The following is an 18,772-nucleotide window of genomic DNA, read 5'->3' on the forward strand; positions in this document are numbered from 1 at the left end:
TTAAAGACGTATACTGGAGTAAAACATTTGCCTCCTCGCTTGTATAAGTTTTTGTATAGAAAATATTATTTGTGGTTTTTAATTTTTGTAAAGGCTGAAATTGATTACGATATCATCTTTTACTTTTATTAAACCAGCCATTTTTACGGGAGGTTCTAATTCTATATCAGAGAATTTTAAACCAAGTGTTCCTTGAATTTTATCGTCTGTATTGTATAAAATAAAGTCTTTGTATTTTAATGTTTTGTCTGTAATGTAAAAGTTTAATTTGGATTTATAGTTTTTTCCGCATGGCCTTACATCTGAAATTGAAACAGTACTGTTTGGAAATTGTTTCACTTTTACGGTTCCCTGTAAATCTTTGGTCATTATTTTATTGCCACAATCAAAGTTGGACATTTTGATTTCGGTATTGAAAGCGTTTCTTTTAACTGAATTTACGTAGACAGTATCTTTTATAGAAAACGTATTTGAGCAATTGTATTTGCCAACAGTTGATGCTCCGGTGATTTCTATTTTTATTTTATTTATTATCACGGCTGTATCCTCTGAAAAAAAAGTGGGTTTAGCACTTCCTAAAAAAAAGAAAACTGCTAAACCCGTAATTAAAACATAAAATTTATTTAACATTTGTGTTAGAATGAAATTACTGCTTCGAACATTAATCCTTTAAAGCTTCCGCCAAAAAGATCGTTTGGTGTTGCACCATTAAATTGAGAGAAGTTTTTATAATTTTGATCTACATATTCTAATTTAGCCAAAACATTTTTTGTCATAAACCATCCAGCGGCAGCTTCAAATCTGTTTATTTGAATCGCTTCTGCATTTGCATTAGCGAGTTTTCCATCAACTAAATTGTATTTTCCGCCCACATAAAATCTTTCATTTTCCCCAAAACGATAAACCAAATCTCCAACATATTGATTTACTTTTCTGCTGTCATCTGTTCCTTTATAATCACCTCCAGAAGTAAATTCTAAAGTTCCAAAGAATTCAAGACCTTTATATTTGATAAAAGGGTTTACCATGTATGATGTTGCCCAGTTTCCATAATTAGGGTTAAATCTTCCAGTATCTTTATTTGCTGTTGGATCAAAATTATTGGCAACAGTGCTTACAATTGCTCCAGTTGCTGGATTTATAATAGTATAGTCAGAATGGCTCATTACACCGTAAAAACGGCTTCCAGCTCTATCAGATGCATATAAATTTCCACTAGAATTTGCGGTATGATAATAAGATCCTGTTAATCTAATTCTTAAATCTTCGTTGATTTGTTTGTCCCAGCCTAATTTTGCAAGGATAGAAGGACTTATTGTAGAGTTATTCTCCGGTTTTGATACAGTAGGAGCTGCAGCAACAATTTCCTGAACGTTTTGGTTCAGTTTAGAGTTCGTAACCCCAATCATACTTACAAATCCAGATCTGTTGTAATAAACTTCGGCTCCCATTTCGGTAATAAAGGCGTCCATTATGTTGTTCCCTACGAACGGATTCATAAAGGCGTTCCCGTTATCAGATCTTCTAAAGTGAGCGTCACCATAGTTGTTCTCCATCTGACCAATTTTGATCGTGGTGTACTTCATGAAATCAGCAAGGAAATCTTTTTTAATGAAGTCTAATTTGTCAATTTGCAGATACCCTCCTTTAACCCAAGTTTCGTTATGGTGTCTAGATGCTAAATAAGCATCTAAATTTACGCGAACACCATCATATAATTGCGCTCCAATCGTAAAGTTGGCATTTGGCAAATTGAAATTATTCTCTAGATTGTTTAATCTGTAGTTTGGTGCTGTGGCAAGGTTTTGCTGGTCGTTGAACGAATTTACAGCTTGAAATTGAAGTGCAAACGCGGCACCCATATCAACACTTAATCCTTTGTAAGTGACTGTATCTTTTTTAACATCAAATTGATTAATTCCTTTTTGGCCTCTCGGAATTTGATTTTGAATATGACCAAAACTAACCTGTGCGTTAATAGCAAATGTACTTGCTAACGTAATAAATGCGGCATAAATCTTCTTCATGGCAGTTATAAATTAAAGTTTAAATTGAATTTTATAGTTAAATCTTGTCCGGTTTTGATAGTGCCGAGCAATGCGGTTGGAGCTTTCATTCCAAAATCAGCAAAAGTAATTTTGTTTGTTCCCTGCAGATTTAACCCGTCTTTTGTAACAGTTGTTTTTGCTGTGGTTTTATAGACTTTGCTAACTCCGGCAATTGTATAAGTTCCTGTTAGTTCCCAAGTTGTTTCGTTTACTTTTTCGGCAGATTTTAAAACATATTTAATGTTTTTGTTTTTGTCTGTTTTCAAAGTTTCATACGCTACTTTGTCCATGCTTTTTTTCTCGCTTTTTAGATTTTCTGCTAAAAGCGTAACAGACAGCGATTCGATTTCAGTGAGCTTTGAATTGGCTATTGTTAAGTTTGCTAATCCGGTTCCAGAACCTGATTTCATTTCCCAATCATGCAGCGTTGAGGTACCTGAAACCGAAAAAGCAGATTTAGAGTCTAAATTGTATGATTTTTGTGCAACCACAAATGATGTAATTCCTAAGAATGTTATCAGTGATAGTATTAATTTTAATTTTACTGTTTTCATTTTGTATTGATTTTATGTTTGTAGTGTAGTACTATGCGCATTTACTAATCTTGGGTCAAATGTATCTTAGTTGTTGTAGTTTTTTTATGACAAAAATCATTGTTAAAATTTTATTAAAACAGTATTTATAACTACAACGTTTTCATTGCTTATGTTTTCGGGAAATCCTATAACTGTTTAGACAGAATCATTGTTTTTAACTTGTTTAGGTATGTTAATTTTTTCATTTTTACAGATTGGTTCTTTCTTTATTCTTTTAGAAATGAACAAATACTTAACTTTGCAGCATGCAAATGGAGAAAAAAGATATAAGAGCCTTATCAAAAGAGCAGTTGCGAGATTTTTTTGTCGCAAATAATGACAAAGCTTTTCGTGGAAATCAAGTATATGAATGGCTGTGGAGCAAAGGGGCACATAGTTTTGAAGACATGACCAATGTTGCCAAAACAACACGTTCAATGCTTGAAGATAATTTTGTTATCAATCATATAAAAGTTGATACCATGCAGCGCAGCACTGACGGAACGGTAAAAAATGCCGTACGGCTGCACGATGGTTTAGTAGTTGAATCTGTTTTGATTCCAACAGATACTAGAACAACGGCTTGTGTTTCAAGTCAGGTAGGATGCAGTTTAGATTGTAATTTTTGTGCTACGGCTAGATTAAAGCGTATGCGTAACTTAGAACCAGGTGAAATTTACGATCAGATTTTGGCAATTGACAAAGAAAGCCGTTTGTATTACAATCATCCGCTTTCTAATATTGTTTTTATGGGAATGGGAGAACCTTTAATGAATTACAATAATGTCATTAAAGCAATCGATATGGTTACCTCTCCAGAAGGTTTAGGAATGTCGCCAAAACGTATTATGGTTTCGACTTCGGGAATTCCGAAAATGATCAAAAAAATGGCCGATGACGATGTGAAATTCAAATTGGCAGTTTCACTACATTCGGCGATTGATGAAACGCGTGCGAAGATCATGCCTTTCAGTAAAAATTTTCCTTTAAAGGATTTGCGTGAGGCATTGGAATATTGGTACAGAAAAACAAAAAGTAAAATCTCATACGAATACGTAGTCTGGAAAGGAATCAACGACGATAAAGCTTCTATTGATGCTTTGGTCAAATTCTGTAAATATGTGCCTTGCAAAGTCAATTTAATAGAATATAACCCAATTGATGATGGAGAATTTCAACAGGCTTCAGAAGAATCGATTTTAGCTTATATAAAAGCTTTAGAGAATATTGGAGTAGTTGTAAAAGTAAGACGCAGCCGCGGAAAAGATATTGATGCCGCTTGCGGACAATTGGCCAATAAAGAAGCTGATGCATAATCCGTAAAAGAGGAAAGAACAAAGAGGAAAGAACAAAGAAGAAAGAAAATTTTTCGAAGATTTGTATACTCCGCTAGGAGTTGAATATTGGTAGCAAGATATTCGAAAATCATAGCAATAATGTCCCCGTTGGGACTTAATTAAATAAACAAAAAAAGCATTAAGAATCAGGAATATCCTCGATCTTAATGCTTTTTTTTAGGCAAAAAGGATTTATTTTTTCAAATCAACTTCTTCTGTTACTCCGTCTTTTGTAATTGTTGCAAGCGTATCGCAGTCTCCATTGCCATAATCAATAACTGCTGTAGCTCCATTTTTAGTTACAGAGAGAACTCCTTTTACAGGAAATGCTTTTTTGCATGATGCTTTAAATTGTAAAGGGGTAGTAATTTCAGCAGAGAAAGTATCTCCATTTGGGAAAGTTGTTGTACCGCTTCCAGTTACCAGATAAGCATTGTCATCCCAATTGAACCAAGTATCAAAACCTTCAACTTGTTCTTTAACCAGTGTACCTTTTCGAGTATAAACGCCTCCATCATCAAAAGTAATAGTCAAGTCGATTGCAGCGGTGAAAACAGGATGTGCTGTTGCAAGCAAATCGGTTGTTTTTACAGTTCGAACTATGCTTTTGCTTCCTTGAAGTTTTTTGCCATTGTGATAAAATCCATCAAAAGTATAACTAATCGTTTGTGTAGAAGATGCAAAATCATTAGAAAAAGAAATAATCATTTTTCCTTTTACAGTGTTTCCGTTTCCAAGTGTACAGCCTTCAGCACCAAAATCGACAGTTCTTGTCCAGGTGTTGTTAGTTAATACTGTTGTAATAGTAGCACAGCTCGGAAGGAAATTTTTTACCACGCCGCTTGGTTTTGCGGTTACGTTTTGCTGTGCACTAAATTGATCTTCAGCAATATTCGTTACATCATCAATTGAGGCATCAATTTTAGAATTTGTAATGATCTCATCTTTCGTAATTGCTGCAGATGATCCGTCATTTGTTTTTTCATCAGAGTTACAGCTGATAAAAAAAGATAAAGCTGCTAATGTTCCAATAAAGAAAATTTTTGTTTTCATAATAAATTAGTTTTACGTGATTTTAATTAATGAACTCAAATTAGGCTTTAACTAGAATGTGTTTTCGTGGTGAATTTATATTAGTATGCAAATTATTGATATACTAACATAAAATAGACAACGTTTTTTTATTTAAAATAGTATATTTGAAATCGAAATGAATATTACTTCTCAAATAAAACAGCCCATTTTTAACGAAATGGAACTTTTTGAAAAAAAGTTTCATGAATCGATGACTTCAAAGGTCGCGCTGCTGAACCGAATTACTTATTATATAGTGAATCGAAAAGGAAAGCAAATGCGCCCAATGTTTGTTTTTTTAACTGCAAAAATGGTTTCTGGAGGTATTGTAAACGAAAGAACGTATCGTGGAGCTTCTGTAATCGAATTAATTCACACGGCCACTTTAGTTCATGATGATGTTGTTGACGACAGTAATCGCCGACGCGGATTTTTCTCTATCAACGCGCTTTGGAAAAACAAAATTGCGGTTCTTGTTGGAGATTATTTACTTTCAAAAGGATTGCTGCTTTCTATTGATAACGGTGATTTTGATTTGCTTCGAATTATTTCTGTTGCCGTTCGCGAAATGAGCGAAGGCGAACTGCTTCAAATTGAAAAAGCCCGAAGACTCGATATTACCGAAGATATTTATTACGAAATCATCCGAAAGAAAACCGCGACACTTATCGCCGCATGTTGTGCGCTTGGTGCAAAAGCAGTAATTGAAGATGATATTCAGGTTGAGAATATGCGCAAATTTGGAGAACTTATCGGAATGGCTTTTCAAATTAAAGATGACTTATTTGATTACAGCGAAGAAGCAATCGGAAAACCAACCGGAATCGATATTAAAGAGCAAAAAATGACTTTGCCTTTAATTCATGTTTTGAATACTTGTACGCCACAGGAAAAAAAGTGGCTGATAAACTCTATTAAAAATCACAACAAAGACAAAAAACGCGTAAAAGAAGTGATTGCTTTTGTAAAAGATAATAATGGTTTGGCTTACGCCGAAAACAAAATGGTGGAATTTCAACAAGAAGCACTTTCTCTGCTTCAAAACTTCGATGATTCTGAATATAAATCGGCACTTATTTTAATGGTGAATTACGTTATTGAAAGGAAGAAATAGTTTTACATTGAATCTACTATTAAAATATTAGTATTAATTTCTTCGATTTCTCTTTTCATTCTAATACAATTTTCAAGAAAACCTTCAGCACAAAAAACAGTATAGTAATCAGGATTTCTGGATCTGTAGTTTTCTTCTAAATTTTCTTTTTCTTTCTCTTTAAAAAAGTTTCTTTTTAATGAGATAAATTCATTCTCTATGATTTCGAATAATAATTTATTCTCTTGATTTAAATTTTCAATTTTGGATATTTCTTCAACTTCTTCGTTAAAAGGTTCATATTTATATTCATTTTCATTTAAATCTGCTTCTGAAACTTTTTTCATTAAAAGAATCATATAATCTAAAAAACGTGTAAACTTTTTAGCATTTACATTTCTGCCTCCATCATATGGTTCGTCAGTCTCATCTATTTCAAAATAATCTGTAAAATTTCCATATTGAAACATAAAACCATATGCATTTATGCTTTGTATTTCATAAAGCGATTCTATGCCATTATTAGTATATAATTCGGTATAAACTTTTTCGTAATTTTCTCCTTGTCCCGTTCTCTCATATTTGTTTTCATCAAGCCAATATGTTAATTCCCATAATTCATTTGGACGAATAGTATTAATATTAGAACTGACTTTTTGAATTACATCATTGAATGTTACATCAAAGTCATCTCCAAATTCGGCTTTTCTTTCGTTAATAAAATCTTCAAAAGACTTTTTAAATTTTGTTCGAGAATGTAAATCTAAAATTAAATTACTTTTTGCCTTTTCAGCATTCAATTTATAAAACCATGTTGTTCTTCCCATTTCTATTAAACTATTAATCAAATATAATTTAGATATTTTTATTTACCAATTCATCTTCTTTTTAGTTAACATTCTATAAAAAAACCTCCTTTAAATTTTAAAAGAGGTTTGTAATTATATTGTCGCTTTAATTTTATTCAGCGGGTTCAGCTATTTCTGCTGGTTTTTTTCTTAATTCACTAATAAGGCCATAAAGCATCATTAAACCAAGTATTCCCCATCCTATTGCCCAATATAAACTGCTGTTTGATGAGTTTTTCTCTTTTTCTGCGTCTAATTTGGTTTGAGGATCTTGAGTGTTAAAATTCGGATCGTCTTTTAAATAATAGACTTTCAGCTGATTTGATTTTGGTAAATCAGTACTAAAAGTATGCTGGCCTTCATATTTATTTCCGTTTACATCAAAGTGATATCTAAATTCATACGTTTTAATTGGTACGTGAGCAATTTTGACTGTAGTTTCTTTGTATTCAGGATACAATTCGGCTACTGCAGTTGAATTGTCAAAAATCATTTTTTCATAATTAGAGATTGCTTTGTTGTCGCCGCCTTTAATGTATTCACTTGAACACTGTTTACAGCACGAAAAGGCGATAATTACTAAGACAACACCCCAGATTTTTTCAGATAATTTCATAATTTAAAATAAGGTTTTTTTATGTTTTGGATATAATTCGGTAAAGTAAATATAAGTGTTTTAGCGTTAAATCAAATTTTATTTTTAAAAGAAGTAAATTTTAAAAGGCTCCAGATTCTGAGGAATTTTAAGGCATTATGCCAAAAGTTTCTATAAGTTTACAGTTGTGAAATAATTTTTTATTGGATTTTTTTTCACCCTCATGCAACCATTTTAAATCGACAATCGTCTATGCTAATAGAAGTCTGTTTCTAAAACCAAAACCGAAAGCTTATTAATGAAAATTATTCCGTTACATCAAGAAGAAACCAAAATCATAAAGCTGGCTGTCGAAAATAATCGTCAGGCACAACAGCAGATTTATGGCAAGTTTTCTTCGAAAATGTTAAGCGTATGCCGACAATATATAAAGGATATTCAGCTGGCAGAAGATGTAATGATAACGGCTTTTATGAAAGTGTTTACCAACTTAAGCAAGTTTAAACACAAGGGAAGTTTTGAAGGATGGATTCGCCGAATTATGGTTAACGAATGCATATCCTACTTAAGAGTTCAGAAAAAGGTAAAATTTGCCGAAGATGAATTTTTTGTTGAAGAAAGTTTCAACGAAATCGACAGCCGGTTTACAGTTGAACAGATTCAGTTTTTAATTGACGCTTTGCCGGACGGCTATAAAATGGTTTTCAATTTATATGCGATCGAAGGTTACAAACACAATGAAATTGCCAAGATGTTAGGAATTAATGAGGGAACATCAAAATCGCAATTATCGCACGCTAGAAAAATGCTACAAACACAAATTACTATTTTAAAAAAACAAGATAATGGAACCGAATAATTTTGAAAAGGATTTCCGTAAAAAACTAAATCAGCGCAAAATTGAACCAAGCGATAAAGCCTGGGATCGATTAGATGCAATGTTGAGTGTTGCCGAAGAAAAAAAACAGCCTAAAAGGAAAAATAAAAAATGGCTGTACATCGCAGCAAGTCTTATCGGATTTTTATTGGTTGGAACTTTCTTTTTCAATCAAAAGGAAAGCACAATTGAAACGCCAAAAAATTCAGTAGTTGAAAAAGAAGCTGAAAAAGATTCTGTTGCAAAACCAATTTTAAATAGCGTTGACACAGTTAAAAGTGAAATCGCTGTTTCTGAAAATCCTTCAAAAGAAACTTTAAATAAGGAAGAAAAAAATAATCACAATTCTTCGGAACAAAAATCAAATAAAATCAGTAAAAATGAATCAAATCAAATAGCGGAGTCTTCAATCATCATCAAAAACAATCAAGAAAAACAATCAGTTAATAATCAAACAGAAATTCCCGAAGTGCCTAAAAAAGATAATGTAGATCAATTACTGAATTCGGCAGAAAAAACAATTGTAGCAGAAAATTCGGCTAAGCCAAAATCAAAAATTAAAGTCAATGCCAATGATCTACTAAATCAGGTTGACGGCGAATTAGAACAGTCGTTCAGAGAAAAAGTAATCACAAAAGTCAATAAAAATTATCAGACGGTAAAAGTGGCTTTGGCAAACAGAAATCAGCAGGAGTAGAGAATAAAGAACAAAGAACAAAGAAGCAAGAGTAAAGAGTTAACAATTCACAATTAAATAAATCATCATCAATCACAATCAAATTTAAAAAATCAATCATGAAAAATTTTACCATTTATCTCGTAATTCTAATTTTCTTATTTGTCAGCAAGGTTTTGGGGCAAGAAACTTTTGAATCAAAAGCGAAGAAAATTGCCAATAAAATCGAGAAAGTTACGAAAGAAGAAAAAGAAACTTTAAAACAAGAAGTTGAAGCCGTAAACGTGCAATTATCAGAAGGAAAAATTACGCAGGAACAAGCAGATAAACGCAAAAAAGAATTGGCCGAAGCCAGAGCCGTAATTATTGAAGAAAAAGTGACTTTGGCACAAAATGAACTGAACGATCTTGTACAGCAAAAAGTAGACGGAAAACTGAAAGAACAGGATTCAACAAAAAAAGGCAAAATCGTAATCTACTGGGATAAAAATGACTGGAATGATAAAAAACGTAAGGATTCGATTCGAGGTGAAAGAAGAACGACATCGCAGTTTGTTTTTGCACTTGGTTTAAACAATACGATGGTCGATGGGAAATATCAGGATTCAAATTACAGTTTTATAGGTTCGCATTTTTACGAATGGGGTTTTACTTATAATTCAAGATTAATGAAAAACGATAATTTACTGCATGCTAAATACGGACTTTCGTTAATGTATAATAATATTCGTCCAACAGACAACCGCACTTTTGTAGTGAATGGCGATCAGACAAATTTGGAAACGAATGCTGTAAATCTAACGGAATCACGTTTTAGAAATGTATACTTAGTACTTCCAGCCCATTTAGAATTTGATTTTACAAGACCAACAGTAAAAGATGGAAAAACCTATTTCAAAACGCATAAAAGTTTCCGTTTTGGAGTGGGAGGTTACGCCGGAATCAATGTAAAATCAAAACAGATTTTAAAATTCGAAGAAGACGATTTAAAATATAAAAGTACCATAAAAGGCGAGTACAATGTAAATAATTTCATTTACGGAGTAAGTTCTTATATTGGTTACAGAGAATTAAGCTTATATGTAAAATACGATTTGAATCCGTTGTTTCAAGACAATTTAGTTAAGGAAAACAATATTTCAATGGGACTTCGATTTGATTTTAATTAAGTTTAAAGTTTAAGTTTAGTTAGTAGGAAAGTGCTTCGCGAGAGGCACTTTTTTTAGTTTAAAAATAAATTTCAGGAAGGATTTATGTACTTTTACAGGCTTTCAACTTTTAAAAAATAAATTTACGTTTTGATTTCACAAAATACAATTGATACTGTTTTTGAAACTGCTCGAGTAGAGGAGGTTATTGGCGATTTCGTGAATTTGAAGCGTGCGGGAAGTAACTTTAAAGGTTTGAGTCCGTTCTCAGATGAACGTTCTCCTTCGTTCATGGTTTCGCCTGCAAAAGGAATCTGGAAAGATTTTAGTACAGGAAAAGGCGGAAACTCGGTTAAATTCTTGATGGAACATTCGCAGTTTACGTATCCTGAAGCGATTCGGTATTTAGCCAAAAAATACAATATCGAAATTGAAGAAACAGAACAGTCCGAAGCTGAAAAAGCAAATACAGATATTCGAGAAAGCATGTATTTGGTTTCTGAATTTGCAGCCAAATATTTTCAGGATGTTTTATTGAATTCTGAAGAAGGAAAAGCCATCGGTTTGTCCTATTTTAAAGAAAGAGGATTTACGAATGAAACCATTAAGAAATTCAATTTAGGATATTCTCCAGAAACTTGGGATGCTTTGACCAAAGAAGCTTTAGGAAAAGGATATAAATTAGAATTTTTAGAAAGCACAGGTTTAACCATCGCAAGAGAAGATCGTCCGTTTGACCGATTTAAAGGCCGTGTGATGTTCCCAATTCAAAGTATGTCGGGCCGTGTATTAGGTTTTGGAGGACGTATTTTAACGAATGACAAAAAAGCAGCAAAATATCTGAATTCGCCAGAAAGTGATATTTACCATAAAAGTAAAGTGCTTTACGGAATTTATCATGCTAAACAATCCATCGCTAAACAAAACAATTGTTATTTGGTTGAAGGATATACAGATGTAATTCAGTTTAGCCAAGCCGGAATTGAAAATGTTGTGGCTTCATCTGGAACCGCTTTAACGCCAGATCAGATTCGTTTGATTAATCGTTTGACCAGAAATATTACCGTTCTTTTTGATGGTGATGCGGCAGGTTTACGCGCGTCTATCCGAGGAATCGATTTGATTTTGGAAGAAGGTATGAACGTTAGAGTTTGTTCTTTTCCTGACGGAGAAGATCCAGACAGTTTTGCACGAAAAAATTCTCATGACGAATTAGTTGCTTATTTAGAAAATAACAGTAAAGATTTTATACAGTTTAAAGCTTCGATTTTAATGAACGAAGCTAAAAACGACCCAATAAAAAAAGCCGATTTGATTCGGGATATGGTTGTCAGTATTTCAAAAATCCCAGACCGCATTCAGCGTGAAGTATATGTTCAGGAATGTGCCCGAATAATGGATATTTCGGAGCAGGTTTTGGTGAGTACTTTAGCACAGCTGATTCAAAAAGATATTGCCGAAGCGAATAAAAAGCAAAAGCAGGAACAGAAACCTTTTGAAGTTCATAGAAATCAGTCTCCACAGAATGCAGGATTTTCAGGAGGAGATCCAGAAGATCCAAGAACAGGACCGCCAGAGGGTTATGATTATCCGGGAGATCCGGGTTATGCAGCAGTGCAGGAACAAAAAGTAGATATTTTATATGAATTCGAAAGAAAAGTCATTGAAATTCTTCTTTTGTATGGAAGTGTTGTTGAAAATTTCGAAGATGTTTTCTTAAAAGCAGATGAAGAAGGAAATATAAAAGAAGTTTCTGAAAAAAGAGAATATAAAGTATTTGAAAAAGTATATTTAAGCCTTCAGGAAGATGAGATTGAATTATCAAATACATTATTTCAGAGTATCTTCAGTGGTTTAATTGATTTTTACAATCAAAACGAAACATTCAGCTTAGATAAATACTTAATGCATCTGCCTCCAGAATTTGCGCAGGAAGTAACAAATATTTTAATGGAAGATGAAAAAGTAGTTATCCACGACTGGGAAGGGCAGAATATTTTTCCGAAACATAAAAATGTAACGATCGAACAAAATGTTTCAGATACTATATTTTCACTGCGCTGGTATTTGGTTTCAAAAATTATTCATGATTTGAAGAATTCATTGATGACAGATCCGCAGGAAGATAATTCAGAAGTATTGTCGATGGTGGTAGATTATTCGAAACTGCTCAATAATTTTTCGAAGAAATTGGGCCGAGTCGTAGTTCCATATCACTAAAAATTCAAAAAGCTCTATATCGATAAACAATATAGAGCTTTTTTTTATGACTGATGGTTTTGCCGGAGCAAATCAACCATTAATTTAAATAATTTCTAAAGTCTTAGCTTTGTTTACTAAGTCAACTAAATTAGTAACATTTAATTTAGTCAATAATCTTAATTTGTAAGTACTGATCGTTTTTTCGTTCAGATTTAAGATTTTAGAAATTTCATTGTTTTTCTTTCCGTCACTTAAGTAACGCAGAACTTCAATCTCGCGATTAGAAAGTTTTCTGTACAAACGTTCGCTTTTGCTTTGTTTAGCAATAAGGGCCATGTTTTTGCGAACTGTTTCATTGATAATAATTTTTCCTTCATGTACTTTAATAATAGAAAGACCTAATGTTTCAAGTTTTTCTGTTTTGTGTACATACCCTGAAACTCCTGCTTTAATTGCATTTGGAGCATACATTTGTTCAGCGAGGTCACTAAAAATTACAATTTTTGTTTTTGGGAAGTTTTTCAGGATCGATTTAACTTCAAAGATGCTCGAAAGACCTTCTAACTCTAAATCTAGAATTAGGATGTCGATCTCCTTCGTCTGAAGAATGTCTCTAACCATTGAAAAATTGCCTACGTTGGCAACAATTGAAATTTGATCGTGGTCTTTGAAATAAGACTTAACGCCAAAGTGCGTCACAGGATGATTGTCTGCTAGACATACTTTAATCATAATTTTTACCTTTTTAGAATTGTTATCATGTTTTTGGAACGGTAAAATTAATAAATAAATTCTGTAGTTTATAGCTGACAAATGTTAAAAAGTTTTATTTTAACGTTTTTGGTATCAAACATACCGGAATTGCATCCATTTTGTGCTTGTTGCTGGTGTTTAATCGTTTATAAATTTCGAAGACAGATTTTTCTCTCCCATCAAAGTCATCTGCCGTTTTTCCTGACTCCGCGGCTAACATTGCCCATTCAAGTTCGTCATAACTTGCGCCCAATTGATCTTCATCTGTACGATTATCGCCAAATAATCCGTCTGTTGGTGCGGCAGTTAAAATTGATTGCGGAATTGCTAAAAATTCGCCTAAAGCATAAACATCCGATTTCATTAAATCAGCAATCGGACTTAAATCGACGCCGCCGTCGCCATATTTTGTATAAAATCCTACGCCAAAATCTTCAACTTTATTTCCGGTTCCGGCAACAAGTAGACCATGAATTCCTGCTAAATAATATAAAGAAGTCATTCGAATACGAGCGCGTGTATTGGCCAAAGATAAATTAACCTTTGCTTCGTCATCAGTTTTTGGAACAGAAGCCTTAAAAGCTTCAAAAGTGGCCGTTAAATCGGTTTCTGTGCTTGAAACATTAGGGAAACGTTTTTTTAATTGGTCAATATGTTCTCTTCCTCTTGAAACTTGACTTTCGGCTTGATGAATCGGCATTTCAACACATAAAACCTTTAAACCTGTCTGAGCACATAAAGTTGAGGTAACAGCAGAATCAACTCCGCCAGAAATTCCAATTACAAAACCGTTTACTTTTGCGCGTTCAGCATAATTTTTTAGCCACTCTACAATGTGGATATTTACTTTTTCTGTTTGAATAGTACTTTTTTTAGCCATAATAGTTCAAGTTTTAAGATACAGGGATGTATATTTGCACAAATATTTTTAAGTATGGATTTATTTAAATTTATGCAACACAAATCTAATTAAAATAAAATGAAATTATATCGCTTTACGTTGCTTCTGTGCGTGTTTTTTTTGTCCTGTGAACAAAAAAGCAAGGTCGAAAAAGAAGTTGAAGAAATTCCGGTTGACATTAAAGTAGAACGTTTTGACAAAGCGTTTTTTGAGGCAAAACCTGAAGATCTAGGAAAATTAAAAAAGCAATATCCTTACTTTTTTCCGGCAGGAAATGATGATGCAGTCTGGCTGCAGAAAATGCAGGAACCAATTTGGCGAGAAGTGTACAGCGAAGTGCAAAAAAAATACAGCAATTTTGAACCAGTTCGTCAGGAATTCAATTCGCTTTTTCAGCATGTAAAATATTATTTTCCAAAAACCAAAACGCCAAAAGTAATTACCGTTATTGGAGAAATGGATTATACTGCTAAAGCAATATATGCCGACAGTTTGGTAATTGTAGCATTAGAATTGTATTTAGGAAAAGAACATAAATTTTATGAGTTTCCAAATTATGTGAAGCAAAATTTTGAAGAGAAACAAATCATGCCAGATGTAGTTTCGAGTTTTGCTTACAGAAACATTCCTGCTTACGGCGAAAGAAATCTGATTTCTCAGATGATTTTTGAAGGAAAGCAATTGTATGCAAAAGATTTGCTTCTGCCTGAATATTCAGATGCTGATAAAATGGGATATACGCCAGAACAAATAAAATGGTGCGAGGAAAATGAAGCTTATATGTGGCGCTATTTTCTAGAAAAAGAAATGTTGTACAGCGATGATCCAAAACTTACAACAAGATTTATTGCTCCAGCTCCGTTTTCTAAATTTTATTTAGAGATCGACAACGATTCGCCAGGAAGAGTAGGCGCTTGGATTGGCTGGCAGATGGTGCGTTCGTATATGAAAAATAACAACGTAACTTTGCCGGAATTATTAAAAGTTAATGCGAAAGAAATTTTCGAAAAGTCAAAATATAAACCTAAGAAATAATGTCAAATACAATAAATTCAGAAATTAAATTCAATATAGAATTAGACGAAAACCGCGTTCCAGAAAAATTAACATGGAGTGCGCAGGACGGTGGTGTGCAGGCCGAAGAAGCAAAAGCAATTATGCTTTCTATCTGGGACAGCAAAGCTAAAGAAACCATGCGTATCGATTTATGGACAAAAGATATGCCGGTTGATGAAATGAAAATCTTTTTTCACCAGACTTTAGTAGCAATGGCGGATACTTTTAAGCGTGCAACAGACGACGAAAAAATGTCAGACACAATGAAAGATTTCTGTGATTATTTTGCAGAAAAACTGGAACTTACGAAGTAATTAAAATTCCAATATTAAAAATCCCAAATTCCAAGCATTACAATTGGAATTTGGGATTTTTTTATTGAGTATTTCTTTTCTTTCGATTAAAATTTGGAATCTAAAATTGGCTGTTGTTTTTAAAAACTTCCTGATTTACTTCATCGATATAAGTCAAAAGATCTTCTTTTCCAATTGATTCGGTCGATGAGGTAACAAAATAATGAGGCATTTCGGCCCAATTGTTAGCGTACATTTGTTTTTTGTAGGCGGCAATATGAGAGTCAATTTTTACTTTGCTGATTTTGTCGGCTTTGGTAAAAATAATGCAAAACGGAATTTCGCTTTCTCCCATGTACGACATAAATTCAATGTCAATTTTTTGAGCTTCGTGGCGAATATCAATTAAAACAAAAGCGCACACAAGCTGTTCTCTGTTTTCAAAATAATCAGTAATAAACTGTTGGAAAACCGATTTCGTTTTTTTAGAAACTTTAGCATAACCATAACCTGGCAAATCGACTAAAAACCAATTGTTATTGATTTTAAAGTGATTTATTAATTGTGTTTTTCCAGGTCTTCCTGATGTTTTTGCTAAATTTTTATGATTAGTAATCATGTTGATCAACGAAGATTTACCAACGTTAGATCGGCCGATAAATGCGTATTCCGGTAAAAATTCAGCCGGGCATTTAGAAGCATCAGAATTACTGATAATAAATTCGGCAGAAGTAATTTTCATGTTTTTTTGTTTTTAAACTTTCTTAAAAGGCGAAAGTCGTATGCTAAAATTTCTGCTCAGTAAGCCATTTTTCAAGAATCTCGTTGAATTCATCGGGATGTTCCATCATAGCGGCATGTCCACATTTGTCAATCCAATACAAAGTTGAATTAGGCAATAATTTATCAAATTCTTCGGCAACATTTGGAGGTGTTACAGAATCGTTTTTACCCCAAATAATACAGGTTTCCACTGTCATTTTTGGTAAATCTTTAGCCATATTATGACGAATTGCACTTTTAGCAATCGTTAAAGTTTTAATCAGCTTAATACGGTCATTGGCAGTTGCATACACTTCATCAATAAGTTCAGGAGTTGCAATTTTTGGGTCGTAAAATACATCTTCAGCTTTCTTTTTGATATATTCATAATCGCCTCTTCTTGGGTAACTGTCGCCCATTGCACTTTCATAAAGTCCAGAGCTTCCAGTGATTACAAGTCCGGCAACTTTTTCAGGATATAACTTTGTGTGGTACAATGCGATGTGCCCGCCCAATGAATTTCCTAATAAAATAACCTTGTCAAAACCTTTAAAAGTGATAAAGTCTTTTACGTATTTAGCAAAACTTTTTACATTAGTTTTTAAAATACTTTGTGTGTAGATTGGCAAATCCGGGATAACAACTTTGTATCCTTTCGATGGGAAATATTGCGCTACACCATCAAAATTACTAAGGCCTCCCATTAACCCGTGTAAAATTACGATAGGAGTTCCTTCTCCAGCTTCAAAATAGCTGTATTTGCCTTCTTTTTTGTAGTGTTTGTCCATTTAATCTTATGCCAATTTCAATTTCGACAAATATAGGGTTTAATAAATAAAAATGAATTTTTGCTGCTGTTTTTTAACTAGATAATTTTTGTAGAATTTCTAAGTGGTTAAAAATCAGTTTTTAAGGTGTTTTTTAAGTAAAATAGCAAATGTTAAGAAATCGATACAATAAGCATTTTTTTAAGAAAATTGGTGGTTATTTTTTTTGAATGATTAGCGTTATTAAGAAAACGCTAATAATAAGTTAAGGTATTGATTGTCTATTGTTTAGTTGAGGTGGTAGAAAAGTGGTTAAACTTATTAACAAAGTGGTATATTGTGGTAAAATGTGGTAATATTTTTTATATTTTTGTCCTATAACATCTTAATTGATTTTTTTGAACACAATTGTTGGAACATATGAGTGCAAAGTCGATGCTAAAGGAAGGCTAATGATGCCGGCTCCTTTGAAAAAGCAATTGGCTCCCTCTCTTCAGGACGGTTTCGTTTTGAAGCGTTCTGTTTTCCAGCCGTGTTTAGAATTATATCCAATGGAAGAATGGAACTTGATGATGCAAAAAATCAACAAGCTGAATCGTTTTGTAAAAAAGAACAATGATTTCATTCGAAGATTTACTGCTGGTGTTAAAATGGTAGAGATTGATGCATTAGGAAGATTGCTGGTTCCAAAAGATTTAGTAGCTTTTTCAAGTATTTCTAAAGATGTTGTTTTTTCTTCTGCGGTTAATATTGTGGAAATTTGGGATAAAGATTTATACGAAAAATCAATAAGCGGCGAAGATATGGATTTTGCTGATTTAGCCGAGGAGGTAATGGGAAATATTAATGACGACGACAATGGAATATCATAATCCGGTTTTGCTTCATCCAACAGTTGATGGTTTAAATATTAAACCAGATGGTGTGTATGTGGATGTAACCTTTGGAGGCGGCGGCCATTCAAAAGAAATTTTGAGACGCTTGGGGCCAAATGGAAAATTATTTGCTTTTGATCAAGATGAAGATGCACTCGCAAATGCACTGCCAGATGAAAGGTTTACCTTAATTAATGAGAACTTCAGATTTATAAAAAGATTTCTTCGTTTTCATGGTGTAAAAAGTGTTGACGGAATTTTAGCTGATTTGGGTGTTTCATCACATCAGTTTGATGTTCCAGAGAGAGGTTTCTCAACAAGATTTGATGCCGAACTGGATATGCGGATGAGTCAGAAAAATGATTTAAATGCTTATCGGGTGGTTAACGAATATGAAGAACAGGATTTACGTCGTGTTTTTTTTGATTATGGGGAGTTGAAAAACGCGCCGGTTTTAGCCAGAACAATTGTTGAAGCAAGACAAGGTTATCCAATCAAAACGACAGATGAGTTAAAAGAGGTTTTGGCGAAATATTTACCAGAAAGAGTTAAAAATAAAATATTGGCTCAAATTTATCAGGCGATTCGAATTGAGGTAAATCAGGAAATGGACGTTCTAAAAGAATTTATTGAGCAGTCATTGGAAATTTTAAACCCAGGCGGAAGATTCTCAGTAATCTCGTATCATTCTTTAGAAGATCGTTTGGTAAAAAGATTTATTAAAAATGGAATGTTTGAAGGAGAGCCGGAACGCGATTTTTTTGGAAATTTTTCAGTTCCATTTAAAACCATCGGAAAACTGATTGTTCCTGATGAAGCTGAAATCAAAATCAACAATAGAGCAAGAAGTGCAAAATTGAGAATTGCTGAAAAGATATAATATAATAGGTAA

At 33.2% G+C, this 18,772-nt stretch carries 20 protein-coding genes; 10 read left to right on the forward strand and 10 right to left on the reverse strand.

Annotation, left to right across the window (positions count from 1 at the left end):
• Positions 1 to 78: 78 nt before the first annotated feature.
• The 3 genes from GKZ88_RS11935 to GKZ88_RS11945 are packed head-to-tail and all read right to left on the reverse strand — an operon-like array spanning position 79 to position 2,602.
• On the reverse strand, positions 79 to 630 hold the full coding sequence (locus tag GKZ88_RS11935; RefSeq protein ID WP_155102602.1) for a hypothetical protein: 552 nt from the start codon (positions 628 to 630) through the stop codon (positions 79 to 81).
• A gap of 5 nt (positions 631 to 635) precedes the next feature.
• Positions 636 to 2,027 carry a hypothetical protein gene (locus tag GKZ88_RS11940; protein WP_155102603.1) on the reverse strand — a complete coding sequence of 464 codons (1,392 nt, stop codon included), beginning with the start codon at positions 2,025 to 2,027 and terminating at the stop codon, positions 636 to 638.
• Between the two features lie 5 nt (positions 2,028 to 2,032).
• Positions 2,033 to 2,602 carry a YceI family protein gene (locus GKZ88_RS11945; RefSeq protein ID WP_155102604.1) on the reverse strand — a complete coding sequence of 190 codons (570 nt, stop codon included), beginning with the start codon at positions 2,600 to 2,602 and terminating at the stop codon, positions 2,033 to 2,035.
• A 287-nt stretch (positions 2,603 to 2,889) separates the two neighbouring features.
• Here GKZ88_RS11945 and rlmN point away from each other — a divergent pair, with 287 nt between their 5' ends.
• A complete protein-coding gene (rlmN, locus tag GKZ88_RS11950; protein ID WP_155102605.1) occupies positions 2,890 to 3,939 on the forward strand; it encodes a 23S rRNA (adenine(2503)-C(2))-methyltransferase RlmN in 1,050 nt (349 codons plus the stop codon).
• Positions 3,940 to 4,152: 213 nt separating this feature from the next.
• On the opposite strand, the gene GKZ88_RS11955 is transcribed toward rlmN, so the two are convergent.
• A complete protein-coding gene (locus GKZ88_RS11955; protein WP_155102606.1) occupies positions 4,153 to 5,013 on the reverse strand; it encodes a hypothetical protein in 861 nt (286 codons plus the stop codon).
• Positions 5,014 to 5,170: 157 nt separating this feature from the next.
• Here GKZ88_RS11955 and GKZ88_RS11960 point away from each other — a divergent pair, with 157 nt between their 5' ends.
• A complete protein-coding gene (locus GKZ88_RS11960) occupies positions 5,171 to 6,148 on the forward strand; it encodes a polyprenyl synthetase family protein (RefSeq protein ID WP_155102607.1) in 978 nt (325 codons plus the stop codon).
• Positions 6,149 to 6,150: 2 nt separating this feature from the next.
• Here GKZ88_RS11960 and GKZ88_RS11965 read toward each other — a convergent pair whose 3' ends face one another.
• Together GKZ88_RS11965 and GKZ88_RS11970 are read right to left on the reverse strand one after the other, a co-directional pair.
• A complete protein-coding gene (locus tag GKZ88_RS11965) occupies positions 6,151 to 6,954 on the reverse strand; it encodes a hypothetical protein (RefSeq protein WP_155102608.1) in 804 nt (267 codons plus the stop codon).
• 133 nt (positions 6,955 to 7,087) lie between these two features.
• Positions 7,088 to 7,591 (reverse strand): hypothetical protein, encoded by a 504-nt coding sequence (locus tag GKZ88_RS11970; protein WP_155102609.1) that lies wholly within the window; start codon positions 7,589 to 7,591, stop codon positions 7,088 to 7,090.
• 277 nt (positions 7,592 to 7,868) lie between these two features.
• Here GKZ88_RS11970 and GKZ88_RS11975 point away from each other — a divergent pair, with 277 nt between their 5' ends.
• The 4 genes from GKZ88_RS11975 (at position 7,869) to dnaG (ending at position 12,491) form a co-directional block, all read left to right on the forward strand.
• Entirely contained in the window at positions 7,869 to 8,429 is a 561-nt protein-coding gene (locus tag GKZ88_RS11975; protein ID WP_155102610.1) for an RNA polymerase sigma factor, read from the forward strand.
• Positions 8,416 to 9,144, forward strand: a complete 729-nt coding sequence (locus GKZ88_RS11980) for a hypothetical protein (RefSeq protein ID WP_155102611.1) — start codon at positions 8,416 to 8,418, stop codon at positions 9,142 to 9,144. Before GKZ88_RS11975 ends, GKZ88_RS11980 begins: the two co-directional genes overlap by 14 nt.
• Before the next feature lie 98 nt (positions 9,145 to 9,242).
• A complete protein-coding gene (locus GKZ88_RS11985; RefSeq protein WP_155102612.1) occupies positions 9,243 to 10,292 on the forward strand; it encodes a hypothetical protein in 1,050 nt (349 codons plus the stop codon).
• A 129-nt stretch (positions 10,293 to 10,421) separates the two neighbouring features.
• Entirely contained in the window at positions 10,422 to 12,491 is a 2,070-nt protein-coding gene (gene dnaG / locus GKZ88_RS11990; protein WP_155102613.1) for a DNA primase, read from the forward strand.
• 84 nt (positions 12,492 to 12,575) lie between these two features.
• On the opposite strand, the gene GKZ88_RS11995 is transcribed toward dnaG, so the two are convergent.
• Both GKZ88_RS11995 and nadE read right to left on the reverse strand, forming a co-directional pair.
• Positions 12,576 to 13,205, reverse strand: a complete 630-nt coding sequence (locus GKZ88_RS11995; protein ID WP_026730588.1) for a response regulator transcription factor — start codon at positions 13,203 to 13,205, stop codon at positions 12,576 to 12,578.
• Between the two features lie 94 nt (positions 13,206 to 13,299).
• Positions 13,300 to 14,106, reverse strand: a complete 807-nt coding sequence (gene nadE, locus GKZ88_RS12000; protein WP_155102614.1) for an NAD(+) synthase — start codon at positions 14,104 to 14,106, stop codon at positions 13,300 to 13,302.
• Between the two features lie 99 nt (positions 14,107 to 14,205).
• Here nadE and gldB point away from each other — a divergent pair, with 99 nt between their 5' ends.
• Complete coding sequence (gene gldB, locus GKZ88_RS12005) at positions 14,206 to 15,162, forward strand: gliding motility lipoprotein GldB (protein WP_155102615.1); 957 nt, start codon at positions 14,206 to 14,208, stop codon at positions 15,160 to 15,162.
• Complete coding sequence (gene gldC / locus GKZ88_RS12010) at positions 15,162 to 15,497, forward strand: gliding motility protein GldC (RefSeq protein WP_155102616.1); 336 nt, start codon at positions 15,162 to 15,164, stop codon at positions 15,495 to 15,497. The genes gldB and gldC overlap by 1 nt, the downstream gene beginning before the upstream one ends.
• A 100-nt stretch (positions 15,498 to 15,597) precedes the next feature.
• Here the strand turns inward: gldC and yihA are convergent, their stop codons facing one another.
• Both yihA and GKZ88_RS12020 read right to left on the reverse strand, forming a co-directional pair.
• Positions 15,598 to 16,218, reverse strand: a complete 621-nt coding sequence (gene yihA / locus GKZ88_RS12015) for a ribosome biogenesis GTP-binding protein YihA/YsxC (RefSeq protein ID WP_155102617.1) — start codon at positions 16,216 to 16,218, stop codon at positions 15,598 to 15,600.
• 43 nt (positions 16,219 to 16,261) lie between these two features.
• Entirely contained in the window at positions 16,262 to 17,026 is a 765-nt protein-coding gene (locus tag GKZ88_RS12020) for an alpha/beta hydrolase (RefSeq protein ID WP_035651753.1), read from the reverse strand.
• A 377-nt stretch (positions 17,027 to 17,403) separates the two neighbouring features.
• Between GKZ88_RS12020 and GKZ88_RS12025 the strand changes: the two genes are divergently transcribed.
• A complete protein-coding gene (locus tag GKZ88_RS12025) occupies positions 17,404 to 17,877 on the forward strand; it encodes a division/cell wall cluster transcriptional repressor MraZ (RefSeq protein WP_155102618.1) in 474 nt (157 codons plus the stop codon).
• Entirely contained in the window at positions 17,852 to 18,760 is a 909-nt protein-coding gene (rsmH, locus tag GKZ88_RS12030; RefSeq protein ID WP_196216475.1) for a 16S rRNA (cytosine(1402)-N(4))-methyltransferase RsmH, read from the forward strand. The genes GKZ88_RS12025 and rsmH overlap by 26 nt, the downstream gene beginning before the upstream one ends.
• The last annotated feature ends 12 nt before the right edge of the window (positions 18,761 to 18,772 follow it).

It is taken from the genome of Flavobacterium sp. LC2016-01 (assembly GCF_009711135.1).
Classification (GTDB): Bacteria; Bacteroidota; Bacteroidia; order Flavobacteriales; family Flavobacteriaceae; genus Flavobacterium.